Genomic DNA, 26,447 nt, shown 5'->3' with positions numbered 1-26,447 from the left:
CCCTGTGTGGCACGCTACGGGGATGACCGCGCCGCAGCCTGCCCCCGACCAGTACGTCCTCACGCTGTCCTGCCCCGACAAACAGGGCATCGTGCACGCCGTGTCGAGCTACCTCTTCATGACCGGCTGCAACATCGAGGACAGCCAGCAGTTCGGGGACCACGACACGGGTCTGTTCTTCATGCGCGTCCACTTCTCGGCGGGCACCCCGGTCACCGTCGACAAGCTGCGGGCCAGCTTCGCGGCGATCGGCGACTCCTTCGCGATGGACTGGCAGATCCACCGCGCCTCGGAGCGCATGCGGATCGTGCTCATGGTCAGCAAGTTCGGCCACTGCCTGAACGACCTGCTCTTCCGGTCCCGGATCGGCGCCCTGCCGGTCGAGATCGCCGCCGTCGTCTCCAACCACCCGGACTTCGCCGAGCTCGTCGCCTCGTACGGCGTGCCCTTCCGGCACATCCCGGTGACCCGCGACAACAAGCCGCAGGCCGAGGCGGAGCTGCTGGACCTGGTCCGCGAGGAGAACGTCGAGCTGGTCGTCCTGGCCCGCTACATGCAGGTCCTCTCGGACGACCTGTGCAAGCGGCTCAGCGGCCGGATCATTAACATCCACCACTCGTTCCTGCCGAGCTTCAAGGGCGCCAAGCCGTACCACCAGGCGCACGCGCGCGGCGTGAAGCTCATCGGTGCCACCGCCCACTACGTCACCGCCGACCTGGACGAGGGCCCGATCATCGAGCAGGAGGTCGAGCGCGTCGGCCACGGTGTCACCCCCGACCAGCTCGTCGCCATCGGCCGGGACGTGGAGTGCCAGGCCCTGGCCCGCGCGGTGAAGTGGCACGCGGAACGCCGCATCCTGCTCAACGGCCGCCGCACGGTCGTCTTCGACTGAGCGGTTCCACGGGCAGGGCTACAGCCGGCTGAGCGAGGCGGCGGCGGACAGCACGTCGCCGATCGCCTCGCGGTCCCCGCGCTGCCCGGCCGCCGCCTCCACGGGCGGCACGTGCCCCGCCACCAGCCGGCAGAACTCCACCCCGTCCAGCGCGACCTGCGCCACCGTGTGCTCGGCGGACCCGAGGGCGGCGGGGGAGTCCAGCGCGATGTACCAGTCCCCGCCGCCCGAGCCCTCGATCTCCAGATGCAGCGAGCGCCCCGGGGCCCCGGCCGGCACCAGCCCCCTGGCCGGTCCGGCGAGACCCGCCCGGCGCCGTGCCGCCAGCGCCTCCGGCAGCATCCGGACCGCCAGGTCGATCATCCGGTGCAGATGCCCGGCGGACGGCGGCTCGTACGGGTAGTCCACCGCCTTCGCGATGTCCCGCGCGTGCACCCAGCACTCGAAGGCCCGGTCGAGCATCGCGTCCTGCAACGGCAGCGCGAAGTCCCCGTACGGCACGGACAGCTCCGAGGCCCCGGGCCGCGCGAACGACACGGTCCTGATCAGCGTGTGGCTCTGCTCGCGCCACGGCTCACGGACCGCGCGGGTGGGCGGGCGCCGGTCGGAGGACCAGAACGCCTCGGTGCGCGCGCTCGGGGTGAGCGGGGCGCCCGGCAGCGGGTCGTCGAGTCCGAGGGCGGCGCCCACCAGGCCGTCCACGCTCATCAGGTGCCCGATCACCCCGGCGACGGTGGTCCGGCGGCCCGCCTGCCGCTCGTCCTCGAACCACTTCAGCCGCACCGGGGCGTGCCACTCGGCGGCGTCGATGTCCCGCAGCAGCGCGTCGAGCCGCGCCGTCTCGGCGTCGTACGGGGCGGCCCAGCCGGGCACCGGGATCTTCGCGGGCCGCCGGCTCAGACAGCCCTCCAGCACCCGGGCCCGCAGCAGCGGATCGAGATCCAGGCTCCGGTCGGTGTGCAGCAGCCCGACCGCGTCCCGCAACCGCAGCGCCTCGCCTGCACAGGGCGCGCACACGGTGAGGTGCGCCTCGACGGCCGCGGTCTCCTCGGCGGAGCACGCGGCGAGCGCCCAGGCGCCCAGGAGGGCCTGGAGCACGCGGTGGGGGAGGACCGGGGCGGGCGCCGGGGGCTCCGGCGGCGCCACGCGGCCCAGGTCGCCGAAGTCGTCCGCGGCGGCCCTGGGACCCGGTATGCGCCGGGCGCCGCGCACCTCGTCGCGGCCCTCCTCGTCCGGGTCGCCGCCCGCGCCGCCGCTCACAGCGCCCTCCCGTATCCGGGCGGCGGGGCGCCCTCCGCCGGCCGGGTCCGCGCGGTGGACAGCAGCTGGAGCCCGAGGCGCAGCCGGCGCCGGGCCTCGTCCTCGGTGACGCCGAGGTCCGCCGCGGTCTGCCGGTAGTCGCGGCGCTGCACGTACGCCAGCTCCAGGGCGGCCCGCAGCGGTGCGGGCATGGACGAGACGATGTAGTCGGCCCGGGCCGCGGCGGTGGCCCGGCGCACCCGCTCGTCCAGGGCGTCCGGACCGCCGGGGCCGTCGTCGTCCGCCGCGCCGCGCAGCCGCCGCACGGACTCGCGGTGCGTGAGGAAGGCCAGCCAGGCCCGCATGGAGCCCTGCTTCGGGTCGTACATGTCCGGGTTCTCCCAGACGTAGCCGAAGACCTCGCGCGTGACCACGTCGGCGGCGTCCTCGTCGTCCAGCATCCGGTTGGCCTGGCTGTGGACGAGGGCGGCGAACCGGTCGTACATCTCGCCGAGGGCGGCGGCCTCGCCGCGCGACAGCCGCTGCTGCATCCTGCGGTCCCAGCGGGGTGGTGCGTTTTCGGCCATCTGCCCTCCAGCCCTCCGGCGTCGGACCTGTGCGTCCCTGTCCCACTCGTCCTGTCCGAATGTAGTCGGCCGTCCCGGGGGAGCACGTCCCTTTACGACAAGTACGTCCTGGGAACACGCCGTCTTTGCGAGACGCGTGTTTCGCGAGGGACGTACGGGGGCAGCCGCCAAGGGAGGAACGCAAACTTCCGGATCACCGGGCTGCCCCGGAATCCCCGGAACGAGAGGCCCGTCGCGTGACCCTGAAAGTCTCGGAGACCGAGCGGGGCGGATGGACCGTGCTGCACATAGGCGGCGAACTGGACCTGCTCACTTCGGCCACCGTCCGCCAGTCCGTCCACGAGGTGGTGGCCGTGGGCCGCCACGACGTGGTGCTGGACCTGTCCGGCGTCCAGTTCTGCGATTCCAGCGGTGTCGGGGTGCTCATCGCCCTGCGCCGCCTGATGCGGTCCTGCGGCGGCCGGCTGCGCCTGATCCTGCCCGCCCGGGGCGCGGAGGAGGGCTCCCACGTCAACCGCGTGCTCGCCGCCCTCGGCGTGCGCCGCTTGTTCGAGGTCTACCCGGACTGGGACGCGGCCGTGGACGAGGAGGCCGAGCCGCTGACGGCCTGAACGCGTCGCCGCCGCACCGGCTCGTGCGGAGCTGTCACAGGGCTGAGCCGGGTAAGTGACACGTGACGCCTGCGGGCGTCGTACGCTCCCCGCATGGACAGCGCAGAGTATGAGCGCAAGATCGCCTTCCGCTTCGCCGCCTTCGACCAGGACGGCAACGGATACATCGATCGCGCGGATTTCAACGCCGCCGCGGCCCGTCTGCTCACCGAGTTCGGTACGACGGCCCGCTGCGACAAGGGCCAGGCGCTCTACAGCGGCGCCGAGGCGTTCTGGCAGGGCATGGCGGGCATCGCCGACGTGGACGGGGACCAGCGTGTCACCCGTGAGGAGTTCGTGGGCGGCGCGGTGAAGCGGCTGCGCGACAACCCGGAGCGGTTCGCGGAGATCGCCCGCCCGTTCCTGCGCGCGGCGCTCGCGGTGGCGGCGGGGCCGTCCAGCGACGGCAGAGCGCCGGTGCCGGCCGTGGAGCGGGCCCTGAAGGTCCTCGGCGCGAGCCCGGAGGCGGCGGCGTTCGCCGCGCAGAGCCTGGACACGGACCGGGACGGCGGCGTCGTCGAGGAGGACGCGGTGGCCGCGCTGGCGGTGTACGTCACGGTGATCGAACCCGACTAGGACCGGACGCCCAGGGGTGCCGAGCCCCTGGGCGTGACGCAGTGCGACCGTCTGCCACCAGGACCGGGTTGTGTCCTTTGCGTGATTCGTCACGGCGTGGAGTCGGCGCCCGCCTCGGGTACGCTCCGTGGGATGCGAGTGGTTCTGGAACCCGGCGGTCCGGACGCGGCCTGTGCGGCGCGGCGGGTCCGCATGAGGTGCTGTTCGACTCCCCGCAATGTGCGTCGCACAGTATGCACCACGGGTACTCCTTCGCGCTGGAATATGCCCGAAGCGCTTGTTGCGGTGACTGTACGTCAACCATGCTGTCGTGCAAGGGAATCACGTTCCGTGACCCTTTGGAGGCGCGAGGCGATGTGTCCGCCGGTTCGGATGGTGTGAGCGGTGCAGGTGCTTCAGGTTCAGTTGGAGGTCGGGCCCGACCCCGCGGAGGTCGGACGGGCCCGCAGATGGGCGCGCTCACGGCTCGCCGGTTCCGGTGTGAGAGACGACGAGCCGCTGGCCGAGACGCTCATCCTGCTCATTTCGGAGCTGGTCACCAACGCGGTCGTGCACACCGGCTGTCCGGCCGTGCTGCGCATGCTCTTCGGCCCGGCGGGCACCCCGGGCGGCGCCGGGACGGTGCGCGTCGAGGTGGCCGACGCCAGCTGCCGCCCCCCGCAGCAGCGGCACGCGCGGGGTGAGGACACCGGCGGCCGGGGCCTGGAGCTGGTCGACGGCCTCGCCGACCGCTGGGGCTGGCAGCCGGAGGGCGCGGGCAAGCGGATCTGGTGCGAGGTGGACCGCGGCGTCCCGCTGATCCAGGTCCAGCTCCAGCCCGGCGCCCACGGGGCCGTCCCGGGCGCCGAGCCCGCGGTCTCCTAGGACACCACCCCCTGGGCCCGGTTCCCCGCCGTCGAGCGGAACGTGCGGCGGTACACCGTCGGCGGGACGCCCAGTGCGGCCTGGAGGTGCTGCCGCAGCGACGTGGAGGTGCCGAAGCCGGCGTCCCGGGCGACCTGGTCGATGGACAGGTCCGTGGACTCCAGGAGCCGGCGGGCCAGCTCCACGCGCTGCTGGGTGAGCCACTGCACGGGGCTGACGCCGACCTCCTCGCGGAACCGCCGGGTGAACGTCCGGACGCTCATCGACTCCTGCTGGGCCATGTCCCGCAGCAGGATCGGCCGCTCCAGCCGGGCCAGCGCCCAGGCCCGCGCGGTCGTCGTCGTGGCGGACTGGGTGTCCGGCACGGGCCGCTGGATGTACTGGGCCTGGCCCCCGTCCCGGTGCGGCGGCACGACCGTGCGCCGGGCGACGTCGTTGGCGACCGCGGTCCCGTGGTCGCGCCGCACCATGTGCAGGCAGAGGTCGATCCCGGCGGCGACCCCGGCGGAGGTCAGCACGTCCCCGTCGTCGATGAACAGGACGTCCGGGTCGACCCGGACGCCGGGGAAGAGCCGCTGGAAGTGGTCGGCGGAGGCCCAGTGCGTGGTGGCGGGGCGCCCGTCGAGATACCCGGCTGCGGCCAGGACGTAGCTGCCGGTGCAGATGGACACCATCCGGGTGCCCGGCCGGACGTGCGCGAACGCGGCGGCCAGCTCGTCGGTCAGCCGGCCCTCGCTGTGGACGGGGCCCAGCTCGTAACTGGCCGGGACGACGACCGTGTCCGCCGTGGCGAGCGCCTCGGGCCCGTGCCCGACCATGATCGAGAAGTCCGCGTCGGTGTGGACCGGCCCCGGCGGCCGGACCGAGCAGGTCACGACGTCGTACAGCTTCCGCCCCCGGTCCTGCGGCTCCATGGGGCGCGCGAGCCCGAAAATCCTCTGGGGGATGCCCAGTTCGAAGGGGAGCAGCCCGTCGAGGGCGAGGACGACGACCCGGTGCGGCACAGCGGACTCCCTTCGGCCGGCCGGGGCCGGTGAAAGCCCCTAGCTGGTATAGACCATAAGCTGATACATGTCTCCGGTGTGAAGGAAAAGTCAGCAGACTCCGTGCGCATTCCCGCCGCGGACCCCCACGCCGCCCCCGGCGGCCCGCCCCCTCTCCCGCCCCTGCCGCCCCTGTTCGAGGAGCCCGGCAGGCAGCTCTGGAACCGTCACTTCAGGCTGTTCTTCGTCGCCCGCACCGCCGCCGTCTTCGGTGACGGCATGATCCCCGTCGCCCTCACCGCGGGGCTCCTCGGCGCCGGCCGCCCGGCCTCCTCGGTCGGTTACGCGCTGGCCTGCTGGATGGGCCCGCTCGCGGTGTTCGTCCTCTTCGGCGGCGTCCTCGCGGACCGGTTCACGCCGCGCCGCATGATGATCATCGCCGACGCGCTGCGCCTGGTCGGCGCCTCCGTGCTCGCCGTGGCCTTCGCGACCGGCAACCCGCCGCTGTGGGCGGTGTACGCGCTCAGCTCGGTGGCCGGCGTCGGTGCGGCCCTGTTCCAGCCGGGCGTCGCCTCCACCGTGCCGCGCGTCGCCCCGGACGTGCAGCGGGCCAACGCCGTGCTGCGCGTCTCCGAGGCGCTGATGACCATGGCGGGCCCCGCCTTCGCGGGCGTCCTCGTCGGCCTGGCGAGCGCCGGCGCGGTCTACGCCGCCAACGCCTCCACGTTCCTGGTCTCCGGGGCGTGCCTCTTCCTGCTCCGGCTGGCCCCGGCCCCCTCGGACGAGGCGCCGCGCGGCTCGTTCCTCGCCGAACTGGTGGACGGCTGGCGCGAGTTCACTGCGCGCAGCTGGCTCTGGGGGGTGATCGCCGTCTGGACGGTGTACGGCTTCGCCGTGCTCGGGCCGATGCTCCCGCTCACCGCCGTCCGCGTGACCGAGGCGCACGGGTCGGGGACGTACGGCGCGATGATGGCGGTGAACGGCGCGGGCAGTGTCGTCGGCGGCCTGCTCGCCCTGCGCCTGCGCCCCCGCCGCCCGCTCGCGGCGGGGGCCGTCGCGCTGACCGGCGTCTGCGTGAACCTCGTGGTGCTGGGCCTCGGCCTCTCCGTACCGGCCCTGGGCGCGGGGCAGTTCGTGGCGGGCGCGGCCTCCGCGTTCTGGCTGGTGATGTGGTCGACCACGGTCCAGACCCACGTACCGCCCGAGTCCCTGAACCGCCTGCACGCGTACGACGTCGCCGGCTCGCTGCTGATGGTGGCGGCGGGCCGCGCGCTGGCGGGCCCGCTCGCGGACGAACTGGGCGCCCCGGAAGTGCTGTTCGCCGGAGCGGTGGTCAACGTCCTGGCGGTCGGCGTGCTGCTCGCGGCCCGCCCGATCCGCCACCTGGAACGGATCGGCTGATCCGGCGGCGAGCGGGGGCTACTTGGTGCGCGCCCGCTCCTCGGACTGCTGCATCTCGATGACGCGAAGGACGTGTGCGCTGGTCTGCCGGCGCACACTTCCGGCGACGATCAGCCCCGTACCGGCCACCGCGAGCGGCGCCGAGATGCCGAGCAGGGTCAGCTGATCGGGCATGGTGGTGTCCATCTTGCAGATGGACGAGGCGCGGAAGCAGTACATCCTGTCCTCCGAGTCCCAGATCAGGTAACCGACGCGGACCCACAGTGCGCAGGCGATGAGCAGCAGCAGGGCACCCCACCCCTGCATCAGCGACGACCTGTGGTTGAAGTGCTGTCGTTCGGCCCACTGCATGAAGTTCCCCCGGGGACGTGGACGGAGCGGCGTGCGCGGGTGCGGCCGCCGGGCGTCGCAGATCGTACGCGCATACGGACGGTGCCGGGGAGGTGGCCCGATTCTTGCGAACCCTGTCCCTCGGGCCACTCGTGGGGGCCCGGCCGCGACCGGATGCTGGGCGGGTGAATCCGACGACCGAGAGCGCCACCCCCGTCGCCCCGATGCCGAACGCTCCCACCGGGCGCAGCCGTTGGCGCGTCCACCGCGCGTGGATCGTCGCCGCCGTCACCTTCGTGACGATCATCGGCGGTGCTGCCGTCAACGCCCTGCCCGGTCTGCTCTTCGACCCGCTCCAGGACGACTTCGGCTGGTCGCGCGGGGAGATCGGGTTCGCCGTCTCCATCGACATGGCGCTGTACGGGGTGACCGCGCCGTTCGCCGCCGCGCTGATGGACCGGTTCGGCATCCGCCGGGTGGTGGCCGCGGCGCTGACCGCGATCGCGGCCGGGTCCCTGGCGAGCGTGTGGATGACGGCCGCCTGGCAGCTGATGCTCTACTGGGGCGTCCTCGTCGGGCTCGGCACGGGCTCGATGGCGCTCGCGTTCTCCGCGACGGTCACCCACCGCTGGTTCACCACCCGGCGCGGCCTGGTGACCGGTGTCCTCACCGCCGCCGGGGCCTCGGGCCAGCTGGTCTTCCTGCCGCTCTGCGCGTGGATCGTGGCCCGGCACGGCTGGCGCCCGGCGTCGGTGACCGTGGCGCTGGCGGCCCTGGTCGTCGTCCCGTTCGTATGGCTCCTGATGCGCGACCACCCGGCGGACGTGGGGCTCGCCCCGTACGGCGGGGAGTACACCGAGAAGCCGGCGCCCGTGCGCGGGGCGGCGGGCCGGGCCCTCCGGATTCTGTTCGACGCGGCCCGCACGGGCCCGTTCTGGCTGCTGGCCGGGTCCTTCGCGATCTGCGGCGCCTCCACCAACGGCCTGATCCGTACGCACTTCGTGCCCTCGGCGCACGACCACCACATGCCGATCACCGCCGCCGCCTCCCTCCTCGCGGTCATCGGGATCTTCGACATCATCGGCACGGTCTTCTCCGGCTGGCTCACCGACCGCTTCGACGCGCGCCGGCTGCTGGCGGTGTACTACGCGCTGCGCGGCGTCTCGCTGCTGTTCCTGCCGCTCCTGATGCAGGCCACCGTGGAGCCGCCGATGGTCTTCTTCATCGTGTTCTACGGCCTGGACTGGGTCGCCACGGTCCCGCCGACCCTGACCCTGTGCCGGGAGCAGTACGGGGAGGACAGCCCGATCGTCTTCGGCTGGGTCCTCGCCTCCCACCAGGTGGGCGCCGCGCTGGTCGCCTTCCTCGGCGGGGTGGCGCGCGACCACTTCGGTTCGTACGACGTCGTCTGGATCGCGGCGGGGGCGCTGTGCGCGGTGGCGACGCTGATGGTGCTGGTGATCCGGCGCGTGCGGGGCCCCGAGGGGGCGGCGCCGGTGGCGTAGGGCCAGAATGCGCGTGGGAGGGGGGGCTTCATGTCGGGCAGCACCGCGTGGGACACGAGTAGGCCGTGGGGGAACTGGCGACCGCCCGAGGTGCCGGACGGTCCGCCGCCCGTCTGGTCGGAGCGGTTGGTCGTGGCGGGGACGGCGGCGCTGTACGTGGGCTTGATGCTCGCGTTCGAGGTGTACGCCTTCGCGGAACGCGCCATGGAGGCGTACGCGCCGCTGGAAGGCCCCGGAGGCGGCTTGCTCACGCTCCCGCTCTCCCTGTGCTGCGGCGTCCCGGTCGCCCTGTGGCTGAACCTGGCGGTCGTGCTGCCCGTGGTCTGGGCGGCCCGCCGGGCGAGCGGCCGAGTGCACGGGCGGGACGTCTGGTGGTGGGTGCCTGCGGTCGCCGCGGTCCCGGCCGGCCTGATCACGGCCGTCTTCGCGGTCACCCTCCACCCCGGTCCCGGCCCCTCGGCCCTGACCTGGACGGCCGGAGAAGCGCTGCTCGCCGGGCCCGCCCTCCTGGCCCGGGACGCCGCGCTGCACGTGCGGCGGTGGCTCCTGCCGCGCATCTACGGCTACGGGGCACTGGCGGCCGTGGTCGTGTTCGGCATCGGCGCGACGGCGTACGGGACCGGGCTGCTCACCGAGTACCGCCCGCCGAGACTGACCGCCGCGCGGCTCGCCGGGACCTGGGCCGACGGGCACGGCGGCACGCTGCGGCTGAACGCCGACGGCACGGCCCGCGCCGAGGGCCTGACGGACCACGAATCCGCGTGGGAGGACCGAGCGGACGCCCGCCGCGCGAAGTACCGCTGCACGGGCCCGGGAACCTGGGCGTACGAACCCGGCGACTCCACGACCTGGGGCCAGCGCCTCAAGGTGAGCATCGAGCGCTGCCACTTCGACGACTTCGACGAGTACGTCGACTCCGCCTGGCAGATGAACGGGACGCCGGAACGCCCGAAGCTGGTCCGTGCGTACGGCGACCTCGATTCCCCGGGGTTGTACGTCCTCACCCGCTGAGCCGTCCGCAGCCGCCCCCCACTTTCGTCGGGGGCCGTGCCTGCCGTTGGCCCCGGGCGCAGGGCGGGCCGCGCTCCTAGGTTCGGCTCCCATGAGACGTAGAGGACGAGACACCGCACGCAACACCCCTGGCGCACGGCCCTGGCTCGCCTGCGCCGTACTGGCGGCGGGAGGGGGCGCCGTCGTGGGTCTCGCGCCCGGCGGGCTGGGGACGGACCGGGCGGTGGAGGTGACGGACGGGGTATCGGCGGACGCCTACCGGTCGGTGGCCGACGCGCTGGACGGCGCGCCCTCCTGGGCCGGGTCGCTGCTGGAGGCCGTGTGCGACGGGACGCTCGTGGCCCTCGGGCTGCTGCTCGCCTGGGTCTGCTGGAGCGCCGTGCGCAGGGCGGACCACCGCACCGTCGCCGGAGCGGTGCTCACCGGGGCGGGCACCGTTCTCGCGTACGCGGCCAGCGAGGCCCTGAAGCTCGTCGTGGACGAGGAGCGCCCCTGCCGGGTCCTGATCCACGGCTCCGGCGTCGCCGAGTGCCCGGCGCCCGGCGACTGGTCCTTCCCCAGCAACCACGCCACCCTCGCCGTCGGCCTCGCGGTGGGCGTGGCGCTGCTCCGGCCGAGGCTCGCCGCCCTCGCGCTCCCCGTGGCCGGGGCGGCCGCGGTGTCCCGGGTGCTGGTCGGCGCGCACTACCCGCACGACGTGCTGGCCGGGGCGGTCCTCGGCGCGGCGGTCGTCGCGGCGCTGCTGTTCGCCCTGCTGCCCCTGGCCCGGGCGGCGGTGTCAGCGTTCCTCGGCCGGTCCGGTGACCGGGACGAGGCCCGCCTCGTGGGCGACGACCGCCGCCGCGGCCCGGTTCTCCACACCGAGCCGGGCCAGGATCGAGCTGACGTGCGCCTTGACCGTGCCCTCGACGAGGTGGAGCCGGCGGGCGATCCGGGCGTTGGACAGTCCGGCGCCCAGCAGGGCCAGCACATCGCGTTCCCGGGGCGTGAGCGCGCCGACCCGTTCCCGGGCGGCGGTGCGGCGGCCGGCCAGGGCACCGGCGCCGGTCGCCGAGAGGTGGGCGACGACCCGGGCCGCGACCTTCGGTGAGAGGTAGGCGGCGCCGTCCGCGACCGCGCGGACCCCGGCGATCAGCTCCTCGGGTTCGCCCGACTTGATCAGGAAGCCGGCGGCGCCGCCCCCGAGCGCCCGCAGGATGTAGTCGTCCTCGCCGAACGTCGTCAGCATCACGATGCCCGTCCCCGGCACGGCCCGCCGGATCTCGGCCGCCGCCTCGATGCCGTCGGTGCCGGGCATCCGGATGTCGAGCACGGCCACGTCCGGGCGGTGGAGCCGCACCTGCTCCACCGCCTTGTGCCCGTCGGGCGCCTCCGCGACGACCTCGATGCCCGGGTCGGTGGTGAGGACGGCCCGCACGCCCGCCCGGATCATCGGTTCGTCGTCGGCGACGAGGACGCGGATCATGGGTACTTCCTCCGTCATGCTCATCCCGTGCCCGGGGTGAGCGCTTCCTTGGACATCAGCCTGCCGTCCCGGAAGCACAGCCGGTAGGCGTCCCCGGAGCGGTCGTCGAAGCGGTCCGCCGTCATCGCGTAGTACGCGCAGCTCACGCCCGGACCGCGCGGCTCACCTGCCACCGGCCGCTGGGTGGTCTCACGCGGGGGCAGCACGCGCTCGACCGACGCCCGGTCCTGGCCCACCCGGAGCCGGGTGAAGTCGCCGGGGTCCAGGACGGACTGCCGGGCCGAGTGGATGTCCCAGCCCAGGAGCGCCGCGCTCAGCGCGGCCCACGCCGCGAGCGGCAGGACGACGGCGAGGGCGAGGGCCCGCCGGGCCCGCCCCCGCGCCCGCCGGTGCTCCGGAGGCAGCGCCCCGGGCGCGGTCCGGGGCGCTGCGGCGGCCGGCAGACGGGCGGGCGGGGTGTGCGGGAGGCGGGCGGTCACCACGAAGCCGTCCCCGTACGGGCCGTGCGCGAAGGTGCCGCCCGCCAGGCGCACCCGCTCGTCCAGGCCGGGCAGGCCCCGCCCGCTGCCGGGTACGCCCTGCCGCCCCACCGGAGCGGGGCCGTTCCCGACCCGGACCGTCGTCGTCCCGGCCGCATGGGTCAGCCGGACGTCCACCGGGGCGCCCGGGGCGTGTTTGGCGGCGTTGGTCAGGGCCTCCTGGACGACGCGGTGGGCGGCCCGCGCGGCCTGCGGCGGCATCGCGGCGGCGTCGCCCTCGGTGCGCAGGGAAACCGGGAGGCCGGTGGCGGCGGCCTCCGCGACCAGCCGCCGGATGCCGGTGCCGGGCGGGCCAGGCGGCTCCTCGTCCGCCCGGCCGCCGCCGTCCTCGCGGAGCAGGCCGATGACCTCGCCGAGCCGTTCGACCGAGGCCGCCGCACGGGCCCGGATCTCCCCGGCCGCCTCCCGGTGCGCCCCGTCCAGGCCGGGGGCCAGCTTGAGGGCGCCCGCCGACAGGGCGATGAGGCTCAGGTCGTGGCCGATGAGGTCGTGCATGTCCTGGGCGATCCGGGCCCGTTCGCGCGCCCTGGCCTGTTCCGCGACGAGCCGCTGCTCCCGCTCCAGCCGGTCCGCCCGCTCCCAGCCCGCCCGTACCAGCTCCTGGTACTGCCACCAGAACCGCCCCGCGCACCACGGCAGCATCGCGGCCACCGCGACGACCGCGACGAACCGCCCCGCCATCAGCACCCAGGACGGCACCAGGGCGACCGCCACGACCCCGCCGGCGACGACCGCGACGAGCGCGAGCAGGGTCGGCCCGGTCCTGCCCGGCTCCCGCCCGGCCAGGAACGCGGTCACCGCGGCGGGCAGCGCCCACCACAGGCTGACCGCGCTCAGCGCGACGCAGGCCGCCGCCGCCACGGTCAGCAGGTTCCCCGGCGCGGCGGCCCGCCGGACCGCGCCGCCGATCATCGCTCTCTCCACCCGGCGACCGTACGCACAACGGGGCGGCGGCGGCACTGCCGAAAGTCAGGGGCCGGCGTGCCGCGCGGGGTCCGTCAGCGCCGCGCCCTCCGGGCGACCCGCTTGGCGATCCTCTCCGCGTCCCTGGCCAGTTCGCGGAGCATGCCGCTGATGGGGTTGGTGAAGCCGGTGAAGTAGAGGCCGGGGGCCTGCTTGGGGGTGCGGGGGCCGTGGACCACCGGGCGGCCCCGGGCGTCCAGCACGCCGAGGTGGCCGACCAGGGGTTCGAGGGCGCGGCGGTAGCCGGTCGCGGCGATCACGGCCTCCGGGGTGGCCCGGGTGCCGTCCGCGAGGACCACCGCGTCCCGGTCGAACGACTCGACGGCCGCCACGGGTTCGACCCGGCCGCGCTTCACCGCGTCGATCAGGCCGACGTCCTGGACCGGGATCGCGCCCTCCTTGACGCGGGAGTACAGACCGGTGTCGGGGCGGGGCAGTCCGTGCTCCGACAGGTCCGGCACGGCCGCGCGGGCCATCAGGCGGCCGGCCCGGTCCACCAGGGCGACGGGCAGCCGGCGGACCAGGATGCCGGTCGCCTGCGCGGGCCAGCCCGCCGTGGAGCGGCGCACGATGTGCGGGACGGTGCGCACGGCGAGCCGGACGCGTGAGGCGCCGCCCTCCACGAGGTCCACGGCGATCTCCGCGCCCGTGTTGCCGACCCCGACGACCAGGACGTCCTTCCCCGCGTACGGGGCCGGGGAGCGGTAGTCCGAGGCGTGCAGGAGGTCGCCGGTGAACGTCTCGCGGCCGGGCCAGTCCGGCAGACGCGGGGTGTGGTTGAAGCCGGTGGCGACGACGACGGCGCGCCCGGTCAGCTCGCGGCCCCCGCTCGCGCTCAGCCGCCAGCCGGTGCCGTCCGCCGCCCGGTCGATCCGGGAGACCTCGACGCCGGTGATCACTTCCAGCTCGTGGTGCTCGGCGTACTTCTCCAGGTACCGCACCACGTCGTCCCGGGCGACCCAGCGGCCGAACCTCCTCGGTATCGGCAGCCCGGGCAGCGCGGACCAGCGCCGGGTGGTGTGCAGGTGCAGCCGGTCGTAGTGGCCGCGCCAGGACGTGCCGACGCCCCCGGACTTCTCCAGCACGACCGCCCGGACGCCCCGCGCGCGCAGGGCGGCCGCCGCGGCCAGTCCGCCGGGGCCGCCGCCGATGACGTAGACGGGGCGGTCCTCGGTGAGGTCGGTGGGGGCCGGGGAGGAGCTGCCGGCGGTGGGTGCGCTGTCGGACATGCTTCGGAGCGTAATCGCGTGACTCCTTGATGGGTCTCGGTCAAGACCGGAATCGATTGCGAATTGATCACGCCCGAACGCGAGTGCGGAGCGCGGTACCCGCGCGCCGGCCGGAACGTCCCCGGTGGCAGGCTGTCGGTGCCCGATCCGTACGGCCGTGAGGGAAGCATCCGTTGAACACCGGCAGCTACTACGAGCGAATCGACGCCCACCGCTACAAGCCGACCGCCCACGCGAGCGGCGCGTGGAGCACGGACGAGGTGCACTTCAGCCCGTTCGGCGGGCTCCTCGTCCACGCCGTCGAGCGCCACCTCGCGGAGCGGCCCGGCGAGCGGCTGCTGCTGTCGCGGATCAGCTTCGACATCCTCGGCCGGCTCGCCCTGGACGAGTGCGAGATCCGGGTGGAGACCATCCGCCCCGGCCGCACCATCGAGCTGGTGGAGGCCGTCGCCCTCATCGCGGGCCGCCCGGTCGTACGGGCCAGGGCCTGGGCGCTCGCCCCGGTGGACACGACGGAGGTCGCCGACGGCGAGGACGCCCGCCTCACCCCGCCCGAGGCGCTCGCCCCCTGGCCGATGGCCGACCTCTGGCCCGGCGGCTACATCGCGTCGCTCGACGTGCGCCCGCTCGCCCCGCCGCTGCCCGGCCGCACCACCGCCTGGATCTCCACCCCGCTCGACCTGGTCGCGGGGGAGGAGGCCGGGCCGCTGGCCTCGTACGTGGCGCTCGTCGACACCGCCAACGGCATCGCCGTGCGCGAGCAGCCCACGGAGTGGATGTTCCCCAACGTGGACCTGACGATCCATCTGCACCGCCGGCCCGCGGGCCGCTGGACCGGCCTCGACACCACGGTCGTCTTCGGCCCCACCGGCCAGGGGCTCACCAGCACGGTCCTGCACGACGTCGACGGACCGGTGGGCCGGGCGGAACAGATCCTCACCGTCCGCCCGCTCTGACCGGCCTCAGCGCTTCGCGCGGCGCTCGCGCAGGCCCGGGCGGCGGATGCGGACGCCGCCCGCTCCGCAGGAGCCGGTGATCCTCAGCAGGGGCGCGCCCGGCGCCCGCTCGCCCTTGACCTTCGACTTCAGGCCCCCGAACGCCAGGTCCAGCGCGTCGGTGTCCACGCCCCAGCCGTCCGGCACCACGATCCGGACCCCGCCCATCTGCGCGTCCACCTCCAGCTCGACCACGGGCACCCGGCACTCGGCGGCGCTGAAGTCGAGGAGGGCGCCGCCGAGGCCGCCCGACACGACGATGCGCGCGGGCACCTTCCAGCCGCCGGTCCGCTGCACCTTGTGCATGCCGCCCCGCACCGTCAGCGGCTCGCCCGTGTCCCGCACGGCCGGGCCGCCCAGGTCCTCGGTGATCGGCGCGAGTTCGCCGTACGTCTTGGCCGTGAGGGCGAGGTTGAGCCGTTCGTCCAGCTCGTCCATGTCGATCCGCCCCTCCGCCGCCGCCTCCCGCAGCTGCTCGACCACCGCCTCGCGGTCGGCGTCGGACGCACGCATACGGGCGGTGGAACGGGCGGGCTCGGCAGTCATGCACCTGATGATACGGAGACGGGTGCGCCCCAGAACCCTCTGACCAGGCCCGCCTGCCGGGCGACGACGGGAATGGTCGGACGGGCCCTAGCCCCGCTGCCGCCTCGTACGCTCCAGCCACGGGCCGAACTCGCTCTCCAGGACCAGCCGTCCGAGCTTCCGGTACTCCGCCAGCACCGCCCCGACCAACTGCTCCGTGTCCAGCGGGCGGCCCGACTCCGCCGCCTGGTACGCCGCGGTCACCGCGCACGCCCGGATCGAGCCGCCGGTCAGCTCGAACCTGTCCGCGCACGTCGGCAGGTCGAGGTCCGGGGCGCGCGGGATCTCCGTACCCAGGCAGCGTTCCCACAGGGCGAGGCGCTGCTGGGCGTCCGGCACCGGGAAGTCGGCGACCACGTCCAGGCGGCGGGTGAACGCCTCGTCCAGGTTGGCCCGCAGGTTCGTCGTGAGTACGGCGATGCCGTCGAAGGACTCGACGCGCTGGAGGAGGTACGCCGACTCCACGTTCGCGTGCCGGTCCTGGGCGTCCTTGACCTGCGAGCGCTTCCCGAAGACGGCGTCCGCCTCGTCGAACAGCAGCACCGCGTTGACCTCGGACGCCTCCACGAAGATCCGTTCCAGGTTCTTCTCGGTCTCACCGACGTACTTGTCGACCACGGACGACAGGTCGACCACGTACAGCTCCATGCCCAGGTCCGCCGCGACGACCTCGGCCGACATGGTCTTGCCCGTCCCGGACTCCCCGGCGAACAGTGCGACGATGCCCCGCCCCCGGCCCCCGCCCGGCCGCATCCGCCACCGCCCGAGCACCTGGTCGCGGTGGCGGGCCCGCAGGGCCAGGTCGGAGAGCTGGCGGCGGGTCGCCGGGGGGAGCACGAGGTCGTCCCAGCCGACGGCCGGCTCGATGCGCCGGGCCAGCCGGGCGAGCCCCGCGCCGTTCTGCGCCCGGACGGCGGTCCGCAGGTCGGCGGCCTCCACCGGGCGGTCCTGCTGTGCGGCCAGCCGGGCGGCCACATCGGCGGCCCGGCGGATCTGGCCGGAGTCCAGCCGGTATGCCCGGGTCGCGTCCGCGAGGAGGGCGTCGGCCTCCTCCGTACCGGCGGCCAGCCCGGTGGCGGCACCGGCCCGGGTGAGCGCGTCCCGCCACCGCCGTACCGCGTCCGCCGGGTCCGGCGGCGGGACCGGGACCGTCACCGGGCTCTCCCCGGCCCACAACGGGTCCCAGTGCTTCCGCCCGTACACGAGCAACGGCGAGCCGCCGCCGACCGCCGCGCACACCGCCCCGACCAGCGCGGCGCCCTTGGGCTGTTCCGGCGCCAGCGTCTCCAGCGGGCCGAGGACGAGACCGCCGCCGCTCAGCCGGGCCTCGGTGGCCAAGGTCCGGACGGCCCGGTCCGGTTCGGGCGCCGCCGCCAGCGCCGCCGCGTCCACGACGAGCGGGCGCAGCCCGGACGCGGTGAGCGCCCCGACGGCGAGCCGCGCCGGGTCGCCGCCCTGGTCCAGCAGATGCACGAACCCGCTCCCGGTGGAGGCCGCCGACGCGACGCGCCGGGTGACCGGGCCGCCGTCCGGCTCCCCGTCCGGGGCAGCCGACCGGACCAGGCCGTGCACCCGGGCGTCCACCTCGTCGTCGCCGAGCAGATGCGCGGTGATCCGGTCCGGGACGCGCAGCACCCGGGAGAGCAGGGGGCGTTCGGGTTCCAGCACCTCCACCAGGCCGGCCGCGACGAGCGGCGCGGACGGCGCGAACCGGAACCGGCCCGGGCCCGCGCCGGGCAGCCCGCACAGTTCGAGCGCCAGGCCGATCGTGGCGCGGCGCCGGGTCAGGTCGTCGTTGAGATACCCGTACAGCCGCTCGAACCGTGGGTCGATGTCCGGCGCCAGGGCGACGAGCAGGAGGTCGACGTCCGGCCCGGTCAGCCCGAACCGCTCGGCCAGCTCCGCGATCCGCCCGCGCTCGGGGGGTGCGTCGGTCCCGAGGTCCGGCACGGGCAGGAACGCGTCGCGCGAGTCCAGGACGCGTTCGGCAGCGGCGGGCGTGAGGTACTGCCCCCGGAACGGGTCGTCCGGCGTCGGATCGCCCTCGTGCCGCAGCGCGACGGCGACCCGGACGCGCCGCTCGACGTGCCTGAGCCGTTCCCAGAGCTCGGCGACGGCGGTGTCGGCCGCGGCGGAGGCCTGCTGTGCGGTGGTCACCGGGCCGCCCCGCCCCCGCGCCTCCGCCGGCCCGGCGGCAACTGCCGTTCGCGCTCGGCCGCGAAGCCCTCGCCCGCGGGGTCCGTCGCGCCGCCCCCGTACCGCAGCCGGCGGCCCGGTTCCGTCGCCTCGCCGTCCACGGCGGCGGCCGTGCGTACGAGCAGCCCCTCCGTGACCGGCGGGCCGGCCGGTTCCACGTCGCCGGAGAGCGGGGCCCAGACGCGTACGTCGATCGCGGCCTTCAGCTCGCCGCCCAGCGCGGACCAGACGTCCACCGTTGACGGGCGGTCGCCCGAGCCCGCCGACGCGGCCTCCATCTCGACCGTGAGACCCAGCTCGGCGAGGCTGCCCGTGAGGGTGCGGGCGGGCAGCGCGCGGGTGCGGATCAGGCAGCGCAACACCTCGGAGAGCAGCCGGTGTTCGTCCTGGGGGCGGTTGGTCCACGCCGTCACCAGGTAGGTCAGCTCGAACCAGCGCGCGGGCGTGCGGCGGCCGGTGACCAGGCCCTCGGCGTCGTACTCCTCGGACGTGCCGCTGCTGCGTCGCGTCGCGTCCTCGCGGATGCCGTAGAGGAAGACGCTCACCGTGGGCGCGTTGCGGCGGGCGGACCAGTCCCTCGTCGGGGCGTCGAAGACCAGGTCCACGCCGCTGTCCTCGAGGCCCGCGTCCACCAGCAGCAGCCGCAGCGCCTCGTCCACCTCGTGGATCACCGGCGCCCCATCTCGTCCGGCGGGACCAGGTTGCCCGTCACCACGAGGAAGTCCGTCTTCACCGGCGAGAAGCCGGGGCCGGACGCGGTGATCGTGCGCGGCCCGGTCCGGTCCTTGACCACGATCAGGAGCTGGGCGATGAACGTGCCGTCCCGGCTGGGCAGGGTGGGCGCGGCGGCGACCGTGATCCCGGGCTTCCAGGTCAGTTTCACGGGCGCGCCGGGCGGGAAGTCCTTGCCGCGCACCGAGGTGACGAACCCGGGCTTGCCGATCTCCGGCACCGAGACGATCCGGGGCTGGAGGATGCGCAGCGGGATGCGCGAGACGTTGTCGCCCCGGTCCGCGTCGGTGCCGGTGGTCGTCAGCGTGCCGGTGATCGTGGTGCGCAGGGCGTGGTCCGGGGCGAGCACCACCCGCAGGACCGAGGAGGCGCCCGGCGCCAGGTCGGGCAGGGCGCACACCCCGCCGGTGCAGCCCGCCGGGAGCGTGGCCACGGGGATGCGGGAGGGCAGCCCGAGCCGCAACCGCAGACCGGTGGCCAGGGCGTTCTCGCCGTTGCGGACGGTGTACGTCACCACGACCCGGCCGCCGACGTAGCCGGGGCTGGGCTGCGCCCGGACGACGACACCGGGACCGGCCTCCGGCGCCGGGGGCAGCGCGGGCGGCTGCGCGGGAGGCTGCGCGGGGGGCTGCGCGGCCGGGGGCGGCAGCTTGGGCGGGGTGGCCGGTCCGGAGGGCGGCGGGGAGGGCATGGCGGGCGTGGTGCGGACCCGTACGACGGTGCCGGTGGCGTTGTCCGTGGGGTTCGGGTCCACGACCACGCCGTTGACCGACCACCCCAGCTGCCAGGGCCCGTTCGTCACGCCGATGAGCCGCACGGTGACCGACACCTCGGCGCCGGGCGCGAGCAGGCCGAGGGCGCAGCTCGGCGCACCGTCGTCGTCGCACGCGCCCTTGGGGGTGGACATGCCCTCCAGGCGGACGCCCGGCGGGAGGTCGGCGACCAGGGTGGTGCCGGGGGAGGGGGCCGGGCCGTTGTTGGTGACCACGACCGTGACGGACACCGAGGAGCCGCTCTCCACGGTGGGCACGGTGGGCGGCGCGGTGACGGCCAGATCCACCTTCTGCTGGAACGCGGGCTCCTTCTGGCGGCCGGGCAGTTGCGCGGTGAGCGGGGTCAGCGCGCCGGTGGCGAGGTTGAGTTCCGACAGCTGCTCCGGGGAGTTGGGCGCCCGGTCGCGGCGGTGGCTGAGCACCAGCCGGGAGGCGTCCGGCGACCAGGCCACGTCACGCGGCTGGTACGGGCCGGTCGCCTCGACGTCCGGGATCTTCGCCGCGCACGCGGCGGGGTCGCCGGCGCGGCCGGACGGCAGGACGACCCGGCAGTCCTTCCCCTCCGGCGAGACGACGACGACGCTGGCGCGCTGGTTGATCTGGTCCGCGCGGTCCTTGCGGTTGAAGGCGACGGACCTGCCGTCGGGCGAGAACGCGGGGCTGTCGTCGATGACCTTGCACTCGCCGGGGCAGCCGCCGATGCGGCTGAGGTCCTGCTGCTCCTCCAGTGCCTTCACCGGGGCGGTCCAGACGTGCTTGATGCCGCCGAGGCCCCGGATGACCTCCGCGCGGGTGAACGCCAGCAGCTTGCCGTCCGACGACCAGGCGGGCTGCGCGTCGGCGCCGGCGACCTCGTCGTCGGGCGGCACGACCTCGCCGTCGATGCGCCCTGAGGCCACGTCCGCGACGAGCACCCGGCTGGTCCAGGCGCCGTCCGCGCCGGGCGTGGACCGGGTGAAGGCGAGCCGGGTGCCGTCCGGCGAGAACGAGGGGTCGGTGTCGCGGTCCCGGGGACCGCGCCCGTCCAGCTCCATGGGTGACGGGTGCTTGCCGTCCGTGTCGGCGAGCCAGATCCGCTGGACCCGCTGCCCGTCGATCGTCTCGAACTTGGTCACGGCGATGCGGCGTCCGTCGGGCGTGTACGTCTGCCGCTCGGTCCAGGGGTCGTAGCCGTCGGCCGGGTGGAACAGCGGGTCGGCGGCCGGGTCGTCGCTCGTGTTGGTCAGGGCCCTGGGGTCCTCGCGCAGGACGTCGAGCCGGAGGTCGCGGGGGTCGGAGCCGTCCTGCCGCATGTCCTGGAGCGTGACGAGGGCGGCGTCCTTGGTGGTCCTGCGGGTGACGACCGTGGACCAGTCGTCCCGGGTCCCGAGCACAGCCGGGGTCTCCACCTCGCGGTCCTCGGTGAGCACCATGTGCGGGGCCGGGTCGTCGAGGGACCCGATGCGGTAGACGTGGTCGTAGACGGAGCAGCCGCAGTCCGTGTTGGGGCTGAGGAAGAGCAGGCCCTCGCCGTCGGGCAGCCAGGCCGGTGACCGGGAGCCCCAGTCCTTGCCGAGACCGGTGAGCACGGGCCGGGGGGCCCCGGAGCCGTCGGTGGTCACCCGCAGCCGGTGGCCGGTGTCCGTGGCGGAGGTGGGTGCGACGTGCAGCGTGTAGGCGATGCGGGAGCCGTGGGCGTCGTCCTTCACCGGGTTCCACTCGGGCTCGTCCGCGTCGCCCTCGGCGCTGTCGCTCAGGCACGTCACCTCGCCGCCGCCCAGATCGCGTGCGTAGATCTGGGTGCCCCGCTCCGGGCCGCCGTCGCTCGCGTACGCGATGCGGGTGCCGTCCGGGGAGAGCGTCGGGGACGTCTCCTCGGCCGTGGTGTCCGTCAGCTGCCGCGCCTTCCCGGGCTTGTCGACGGCCACCGACCACAGGTCCCGGCGGCCCCCCTTCCCGGGTGAGTCGAAGACCACGGTCTTCCCGTCGCGGGAGAGCTCGGGGTGCGCGGCGTCCATGCCGGTGGTGAGCCGCAGTACGCCGCCGTCCGCGCGGCGCAGGTAGACCTGGGGGCGCACCTCGTCCCGGAGGCTGGTGAAGACGAGCGCGTCGCCGCTCCCGTAGGCGTCCTGGTCGTAGTGGGCCGGGTCGTCGCTCTCGAAGAGGTCCTCGGTGGCGGTCTCCGACGTGACCTGGCCGAGGCTGCGGTGCCCCGTACCGGCGAAGGCGATCCGCCCGGTGTCGGTCACCTTCTTCGCCGCGGCGGCGGCCGGCTGGGCGCCCTGCGGGGCGGCTACGGAGCCCGCCACCAGCAACGGCGTCAGCAGCACCACCGCCGCGCCGAGCCGGTGCAGCCGGGTACCCCTCGGACCGCCCACAGTCCACCTCGCAGTCTGAATCGATGGTTCTCCACGACGAGCATCCCGTCCACGGGGCCGGTGGAACAGGGCCGGGAGTACCCGGGGCGGGGGAAGAGCGGGTGCCCTTTGCGGCTGCCGAGGTCCCGGCGGCCCGCTCCGGACCGGGTCCTGGTCAAGGCGCGCCGGCCGTCGAGGAGTCCGGACCGCTCGCCGGCGGACGGGCGGAGACACCGAGGGGGCAACGGCGGCTGCCCTCCCGGTGCCCCGGCGTCCGGCACGGGTGCCCTGGACCGGGGCGCGTGTCAGATGAGCCCGTGCCGCATCGCGTACCCCACCGCGTGCGCCCGGTTGCGCAGGTTGAGCCGGGTGGCGACCTCGTGCAGCACGTTCTTGACGGTGCGTTCGGAGTACGAGGTCTTCTGCGCGATCTCCGCCGTGCCGTAGCCCTCCGACACCAGCCGGATCATCTCCGCCTCGCGTGTCGTGAGCGTGGACAGCGAGAGGCCCCTCGGGTCCAGGACCGAGCGGTGCAGGCTGCTGACGTGGTCGATGAGCTTGCCGAGGAGGTCCCCGGGAAGGACCCCCTCGCCCTTCGCGATGGCCGTCACGAGGTGGACCAGCCGGTCCTGGTCGGCCTCCCCGCGCCGCAGCACGGCGGCCACCCCGTACTCGATCAGGGTCTGGAGGGCACCCGCCTCGAAGTACCCGACGACCAGGCCGGTCCGGGTCGCGGTGTTGCGCTGGAGGCGGTGCAGGAGCTGGACGGCGGGCTCGTTCACCACGTCCACCACCACCAGGGACACCTGGGCCCGGTCCGCCTCCTCGTCCGGGATCAGCTCGATCTCCGGGCGCCGGCGCAGCTGTTGCACCACCCCGGTCCGGAGGATCAGGTCCTCCGCGTACACCGCCACCGAGACCCGGCCGGACGCCGGGACGGGTATGCCGGAGGCGGGCTGCTCGGGCGGGGCGAGGCCGCGTGCGACCGCCGCCCCCGTCGTCGTCATGTCTGTCGTGATCGTGGTCATGCTCTCGTCCTTCTGGGCCGCTTCCGCCGGTTTCCGGTGTGTGGGGTCGGGTACGCGTTCGTCCGGGGACCGCAGGGCGACCTGGCTCGGGGATGCGGTGCCGGCGTCCGGCGCGGATGGGCCCCCGGGGCACCGCCCCTGCCCGCACATTGCCCTCGCGCCCCTGCTGCCGGGAGCACGGTGCGGCCTAACGTCGCAGGGTGACCACATCTGCCGAACTCGCAATGCCCACGGTGACGGTGTCGCCCGGCGCCGAAGCGACGACCATGCTGACCGTGCGCAACGACGGGGACATCGTCGAGGCGTACACCCTCGACGTGGTCGGCGACTGTGCGGCGTGGACCACGGTGGAGCCGGCCCGGGTCTCCCTCTACCCCGGCACCTCCGAGACCGTCACGGTGCGGTTCGCGCCGCCCCGGTCCCACGAGGTCCGGGCCGGCGAAAAGCCCCTGGGCATACGGGTCCTGCCCGCCGAGCACCCCGAGTCGGTGGCCGTCCCCGAGATGACGGTGGTGGTCGAGCCGTTCCACGAGCTGCGCGCACGCCTGGAACCCGGGCGCCGCCGGGGCTGGCTGGGGGCCCGCTTCCGTACCGTCGTACAGAACCGTGGGAACGCTCCCACGGAGGTGTCCCTGGGCGCCCGGCAGCCCGGCGAGGAACTGCGCCTCGCGTTCACGCCGGAGCGCCGGAAGCTGGAGCCGGGCGAGTCCGCCGAGGCGGGCCTCAAAGTCCGGGCCCGGAAGCTGATCTGGTTCGGCGCGCCGGCCGCCTGGCCGTTCGAGGTGGTGGCCGGGGAGCCGGAGGACGCCGGGGCCGAGGGCCCCCGCGAGGGGCGGCCCGAGCCGCTTCCGGGCGAGTTCGCCCAACTCCCGCTGTTCCCGAAGTGGTTGCTGATCCTGCTCGCTGCGGTGATCGCGCTGCTGCTCGCCTGGTTCGCGCTGGTGCGCCCGGCCGTCCGCAGCACTGCCAAGGAGGCCGGCGCCAAGGCCGCGCAGGAGGAGAACCGGCAGCCCCAGCAGGGTGGTTCGGCCTCCGGCGGCGGGCAGCAGGAGCCCCAGGGCAAGGGGCAGGGCTCGGGAGGCGCCGACGGGTCCGGTGGCGCGACGGGCGGCTCCGGCTCGACCGGAGGGTCCGGCGGCTCGGGCGGCTCGGGTGGCGGGGGCGGCCAGCAGAGCTCCGAGACCATCGACGTGCAGACGGGCGCCGGGGGCCGCAAGACCGGCACCTATGTGGTCCCGGAAGGCAGGACTTTCGGTGTCACGGACATCGTCGTGGCCAATTTCCAGGGCGACGAAGGGCTGCTGACCATCTCCTTCGGGCAACGGAAGATCACCACCATTGCCTTGGAGACGTTCAGGAACCAGGACTATCACTGGGTCACCCCCATTCAGATACCGGAGAAGGCGGCGGTCACCGTTTCCGTGACCTGCGCAAAGCCTGGGACTCCGGCCACCGGTAAGCAGGCTTCCGGATGTCACCAAGTACTCAATGTCAGCGGCGTGCTGAGCGATGTTTCGCGAGAGGAACGATAGCGCCGGATTCCTGGCCTTCTGTTCCGGCTACGTGAACAGACGGGTTTCCCACCTGCGGGGATGCGCCACCGGGTGTTCATCCGGGTGTGTCCCTTCACACACCCGGACACACCCGGAACGGCTGGACGCGCAAATGCGCGGAGTGCGGGCAGCGGGTCAATTCCGGCGCTTCCCGGGTGATTCCCGGTCATTTCCGTGTGCGGTGAATGGGCTGGACCGCTGGGCCATGTGCTCGGCGGAGCGGATCGGGACTCATCCGGTTCCCCTGAGCGACCGTAGGAATCCAGCCGATCTCGCCGACCGGCTCGATACTTTCTGGCTGAAACCAATCCCTCGCGCCCGGTGTACGGACGTGCCGCCCCGGAAAGGCAGCCACCCTGCCCCCCGGCCAGGACTTTGAGACCTACTGCCCCCGCGCACGCCCCGGCAAGACTGGGCGGGCGAACGACTGACCAGCCGAAGGAGCGAGCATGCCGTCGTACCTCACCCCAGGTGTATACGTGGAGGAGGTGCAGTCCGGAGCACGGCCCATCGAGGGTGTCGGCACCGCGGTCGCCGCCTTCGTCGGCTTCGCGGAGACCGGTCCCTTCCACCGGCCGACGCTGGTGACCAGCTGGGACCAGTACGTTTCGACGTTCGGCACCTTCACCCCGGACACGTATCTGACGCTCGCCGTCCACGGGTTCTTCAGCAACGGCGGCGGCGCCGCGTACATCGTCCGGATCGGCGGCCCCGCCGCGGACGCCCCGCAGGACGGCGCGCCCGCGACGGCCCCCTCCGTGGCCATCGGAGGCTTCCTGGTCTCGGCCCGCCAGGGCGCCGGCGACGGGCTCTCCATCGAGGTCGCCGACGCGGAGGGCGAGAACCCGCCGGAGGACCGCTTCCGCCTGCTGGTCCGTCAGGGCGGCAAGGTGGTGGAGACCTTCGACACCTCCGTACGCAAGAACGTCAAGGGCTACCTCGTCACCCAGGCCCGGCAGTCCAAGCTCATCGAGGTCACCGAGCAGCCCGGCGCGGCGCAGACCCGCCCCGAGAAGCAGAGCCTCACCCTCGCGCCCGCCACCCCGGACGCCAGCACCACCGGCCGGACCGGCCCCACCGAGTACGTGGGCGACGCGTCGGCGCGTACCGGCATCGCGGCGCTGGAGGCGATCGACGAGATCACCATGGTCGCCGTCCCGGACCTGATGAGCGCCCACCAGCGCGGCGACATCGACGACGAGGGCGTCCGGGCCGTACAGCTCGCCCTCATCGCGCACTGCGAGCAGATGGGCGACCGGGTCGCCGTCCTGGACACCCCGCCCGGCATGAACGCCCAGCGCGTCCGCACCTGGCGCAACGACGACGCCGGCTACGACTCGCGCTACGCGACCGTGTACTACCCCTGGCTCAAGGTCCTCGACCCGGCCACCGGCCGCCAGACCCTCATGCCGCCGAGCGGCCACGTCGCCGGCGTCTGGGCACGCAGCGACGGCGAACGCGGTGTGCACAAGGCCCCCGCAAACGAGGTCATCCGGGGCGCGCTCGACCTCGAACTCCGCCTGAGCCGGGGCGAGCAGGACCTGCTCAACCCGATCGGCGTCAACTGCGTGCGCGCCTTCCCCGGCCGGGGCATCCGGATCTGGGGCGCCCGCACCCTCTCCTCCGACCCGGCCTGGCGCTACCTCAACGTCCGCCGGCTCTTCAACTACCTGGAGGAGTCCATCCTCCTGGGCACCCAGTGGGTCGTCTTCGAGCCGAACGACGACCGCCTCTGGTCGAGCATCCGGCGCAACGTCACCGCCTTCCTCTCCGAGGAGTGGCGCCGGGGCGCGCTCTTCGGCCGTACGGCGGAGGAGGCGTTCTACGTCAAGTGCGACCGGGACAACAACCCGCAGGAGTCCATCGACCTCGGCCAGGTCGTCTGCGAGATCGGCGTCGCCCCGGTGAAGCCGGCGGAGTTCGTCGTCTTCCGGCTCTCGCAGTTCTCGGACAGCACCAGCCTCGTGGACGAGTGACAGCCGTCCCCGAGCGGTGACCCAGCAGGCGACAACGAA

At 74.3% G+C, this 26,447-nt stretch carries 22 protein-coding genes and 1 pseudogene; 11 read left to right on the top strand and 12 right to left on the bottom strand.

Features of this window, described 5'->3' with window-relative positions; all coding sequences use genetic code 11:
• Window positions 1-22 precede the first annotated feature (22 nt).
• Window positions 23-892, top strand: a complete 870-nt coding sequence (gene purU / locus ACN6LM_RS02580; protein WP_445063617.1) for a formyltetrahydrofolate deformylase — start codon at window positions 23-25, stop codon at window positions 890-892.
• An 18-nt stretch (window positions 893-910) separates the two neighbouring features.
• Here purU and ACN6LM_RS02575 read toward each other — a convergent pair whose 3' ends face one another.
• Together ACN6LM_RS02575 and ACN6LM_RS02570 are read right to left on the bottom strand one after the other, a co-directional pair.
• Window positions 911-2,152 carry a maleylpyruvate isomerase N-terminal domain-containing protein gene (locus tag ACN6LM_RS02575; protein ID WP_445063616.1) on the bottom strand — a complete coding sequence of 414 codons (1,242 nt, stop codon included), beginning with the start codon at window positions 2,150-2,152 and terminating at the stop codon, window positions 911-913.
• Window positions 2,149-2,718: an RNA polymerase sigma factor gene (locus tag ACN6LM_RS02570; RefSeq protein ID WP_445063615.1), complete on the bottom strand. Its 570-nt coding sequence runs from the start codon at window positions 2,716-2,718 to the stop codon at window positions 2,149-2,151. Before ACN6LM_RS02570 ends, ACN6LM_RS02575 begins: the two co-directional genes overlap by 4 nt.
• Before the next feature lie 236 nt (window positions 2,719-2,954).
• Here ACN6LM_RS02570 and ACN6LM_RS02565 point away from each other — a divergent pair, with 236 nt between their 5' ends.
• From ACN6LM_RS02565 to ACN6LM_RS02555, 3 genes are all read left to right on the top strand, one after another.
• Entirely contained in the window at window positions 2,955-3,329 is a 375-nt protein-coding gene (locus ACN6LM_RS02565) for an anti-sigma factor antagonist (RefSeq protein ID WP_164403284.1), read from the top strand.
• A gap of 93 nt (window positions 3,330-3,422) precedes the next feature.
• Window positions 3,423-3,944, top strand: a complete 522-nt coding sequence (locus tag ACN6LM_RS02560; RefSeq protein ID WP_445063614.1) for an EF-hand domain-containing protein — start codon at window positions 3,423-3,425, stop codon at window positions 3,942-3,944.
• A 384-nt stretch (window positions 3,945-4,328) separates the two neighbouring features.
• Window positions 4,329-4,808 (top strand): ATP-binding protein, encoded by a 480-nt coding sequence (locus ACN6LM_RS02555; protein ID WP_445063613.1) that lies wholly within the window; start codon window positions 4,329-4,331, stop codon window positions 4,806-4,808.
• Here ACN6LM_RS02555 and ACN6LM_RS02550 read toward each other — a convergent pair.
• Window positions 4,805-5,812, bottom strand: coding sequence for a GlxA family transcriptional regulator (locus tag ACN6LM_RS02550; RefSeq protein ID WP_445063612.1), 1,008 nt, complete (start codon window positions 5,810-5,812; stop codon window positions 4,805-4,807). The two genes, ACN6LM_RS02555 and ACN6LM_RS02550, sit on opposite strands and share 4 nt — an antisense overlap.
• A gap of 102 nt (window positions 5,813-5,914) precedes the next feature.
• On the opposite strand from ACN6LM_RS02550, the gene ACN6LM_RS02545 reads away from it, so the two are divergent.
• Window positions 5,915-7,192, top strand: a complete 1,278-nt coding sequence (locus tag ACN6LM_RS02545) for an MFS transporter (RefSeq protein WP_445063611.1) — start codon at window positions 5,915-5,917, stop codon at window positions 7,190-7,192.
• Between the two features lie 18 nt (window positions 7,193-7,210).
• Here ACN6LM_RS02545 and ACN6LM_RS02540 read toward each other — a convergent pair whose 3' ends face one another.
• Complete coding sequence (locus tag ACN6LM_RS02540; protein WP_445063610.1) at window positions 7,211-7,543, bottom strand: hypothetical protein; 333 nt, start codon at window positions 7,541-7,543, stop codon at window positions 7,211-7,213.
• 164 nt (window positions 7,544-7,707) lie between these two features.
• Here ACN6LM_RS02540 and ACN6LM_RS02535 point away from each other — a divergent pair, with 164 nt between their 5' ends.
• The 3 genes and pseudogenes from ACN6LM_RS02535 to ACN6LM_RS02525 form a co-directional block, all read left to right on the top strand.
• On the top strand, window positions 7,708-9,027 hold the full coding sequence (locus ACN6LM_RS02535) for an MFS transporter (protein ID WP_445063609.1): 1,320 nt from the start codon (window positions 7,708-7,710) through the stop codon (window positions 9,025-9,027).
• 30 nt (window positions 9,028-9,057) lie between these two features.
• Window positions 9,058-10,038, top strand: coding sequence for a hypothetical protein (locus tag ACN6LM_RS02530; RefSeq protein ID WP_445063608.1), 981 nt, complete (start codon window positions 9,058-9,060; stop codon window positions 10,036-10,038).
• Between the two features lie 91 nt (window positions 10,039-10,129).
• Window positions 10,130-10,855: pseudogene (locus tag ACN6LM_RS02525) on the top strand (phosphatase PAP2 family protein); the annotation flags it as partial.
• On the opposite strand, the gene ACN6LM_RS02520 reads toward ACN6LM_RS02525, so the two are convergent.
• The 3 genes from ACN6LM_RS02520 to ACN6LM_RS02510 form a co-directional block, all read right to left on the bottom strand.
• On the bottom strand, window positions 10,817-11,503 hold the full coding sequence (locus ACN6LM_RS02520; protein ID WP_445063657.1) for a response regulator: 687 nt from the start codon (window positions 11,501-11,503) through the stop codon (window positions 10,817-10,819). The pseudogene ACN6LM_RS02525 and the gene ACN6LM_RS02520 overlap by 39 nt on opposite strands.
• Before the next feature lie 20 nt (window positions 11,504-11,523).
• The gene (locus tag ACN6LM_RS02515) at window positions 11,524-12,966 is read right to left on the bottom strand and encodes a sensor histidine kinase (RefSeq protein WP_445063607.1); all 1,443 of its coding nucleotides are present in this window, start codon (window positions 12,964-12,966) and stop codon (window positions 11,524-11,526) included.
• Window positions 12,967-13,040: 74 nt separating this feature from the next.
• Entirely contained in the window at window positions 13,041-14,234 is a 1,194-nt protein-coding gene (locus ACN6LM_RS02510) for a flavin-containing monooxygenase (protein WP_445063606.1), read from the bottom strand.
• Between the two features lie 173 nt (window positions 14,235-14,407).
• Here ACN6LM_RS02510 and ACN6LM_RS02505 point away from each other — a divergent pair, with 173 nt between their 5' ends.
• Window positions 14,408-15,190, top strand: a complete 783-nt coding sequence (locus tag ACN6LM_RS02505) for a thioesterase family protein (protein ID WP_445063605.1) — start codon at window positions 14,408-14,410, stop codon at window positions 15,188-15,190.
• Window positions 15,191-15,196: 6 nt separating this feature from the next.
• On the opposite strand, the gene ACN6LM_RS02500 is transcribed toward ACN6LM_RS02505, so the two are convergent.
• The 5 genes from ACN6LM_RS02500 to ACN6LM_RS02480 form a co-directional block, all read right to left on the bottom strand.
• Complete coding sequence (locus ACN6LM_RS02500; protein ID WP_445063604.1) at window positions 15,197-15,775, bottom strand: DUF1707 SHOCT-like domain-containing protein; 579 nt, start codon at window positions 15,773-15,775, stop codon at window positions 15,197-15,199.
• Between the two features lie 87 nt (window positions 15,776-15,862).
• On the bottom strand, window positions 15,863-17,971 hold the full coding sequence (locus ACN6LM_RS02495; RefSeq protein WP_445063603.1) for an ATP-binding protein: 2,109 nt from the start codon (window positions 17,969-17,971) through the stop codon (window positions 15,863-15,865).
• The gene (locus ACN6LM_RS02490) at window positions 17,968-18,681 is read right to left on the bottom strand and encodes a DUF4255 domain-containing protein (RefSeq protein WP_445063602.1); all 714 of its coding nucleotides are present in this window, start codon (window positions 18,679-18,681) and stop codon (window positions 17,968-17,970) included. Before ACN6LM_RS02490 ends, ACN6LM_RS02495 begins: the two co-directional genes overlap by 4 nt.
• Window positions 18,678-21,872: a hypothetical protein gene (locus tag ACN6LM_RS02485; RefSeq protein WP_445063601.1), complete on the bottom strand. Its 3,195-nt coding sequence runs from the start codon at window positions 21,870-21,872 to the stop codon at window positions 18,678-18,680. The genes ACN6LM_RS02490 and ACN6LM_RS02485 overlap by 4 nt, the downstream gene beginning before the upstream one ends.
• Window positions 21,873-22,156: 284 nt before the next feature.
• On the bottom strand, window positions 22,157-22,879 hold the full coding sequence (locus ACN6LM_RS02480) for a response regulator transcription factor (protein WP_445063600.1): 723 nt from the start codon (window positions 22,877-22,879) through the stop codon (window positions 22,157-22,159).
• A 224-nt stretch (window positions 22,880-23,103) separates the two neighbouring features.
• Here ACN6LM_RS02480 and ACN6LM_RS02475 point away from each other — a divergent pair, with 224 nt between their 5' ends.
• Window positions 23,104-24,411: a COG1470 family protein gene (locus tag ACN6LM_RS02475; RefSeq protein WP_445063656.1), complete on the top strand. Its 1,308-nt coding sequence runs from the start codon at window positions 23,104-23,106 to the stop codon at window positions 24,409-24,411.
• A 470-nt stretch (window positions 24,412-24,881) separates the two neighbouring features.
• Window positions 24,882-26,408, top strand: a complete 1,527-nt coding sequence (locus tag ACN6LM_RS02470; protein ID WP_445063599.1) for a phage tail sheath family protein — start codon at window positions 24,882-24,884, stop codon at window positions 26,406-26,408.
• The last annotated feature ends 39 nt before the right edge of the window (window positions 26,409-26,447 follow it).

The organism is Streptomyces sp. SAS_281, assembly GCF_052542855.1.
This window is presented reverse-complemented; position numbering and strand designations above follow the sequence as displayed.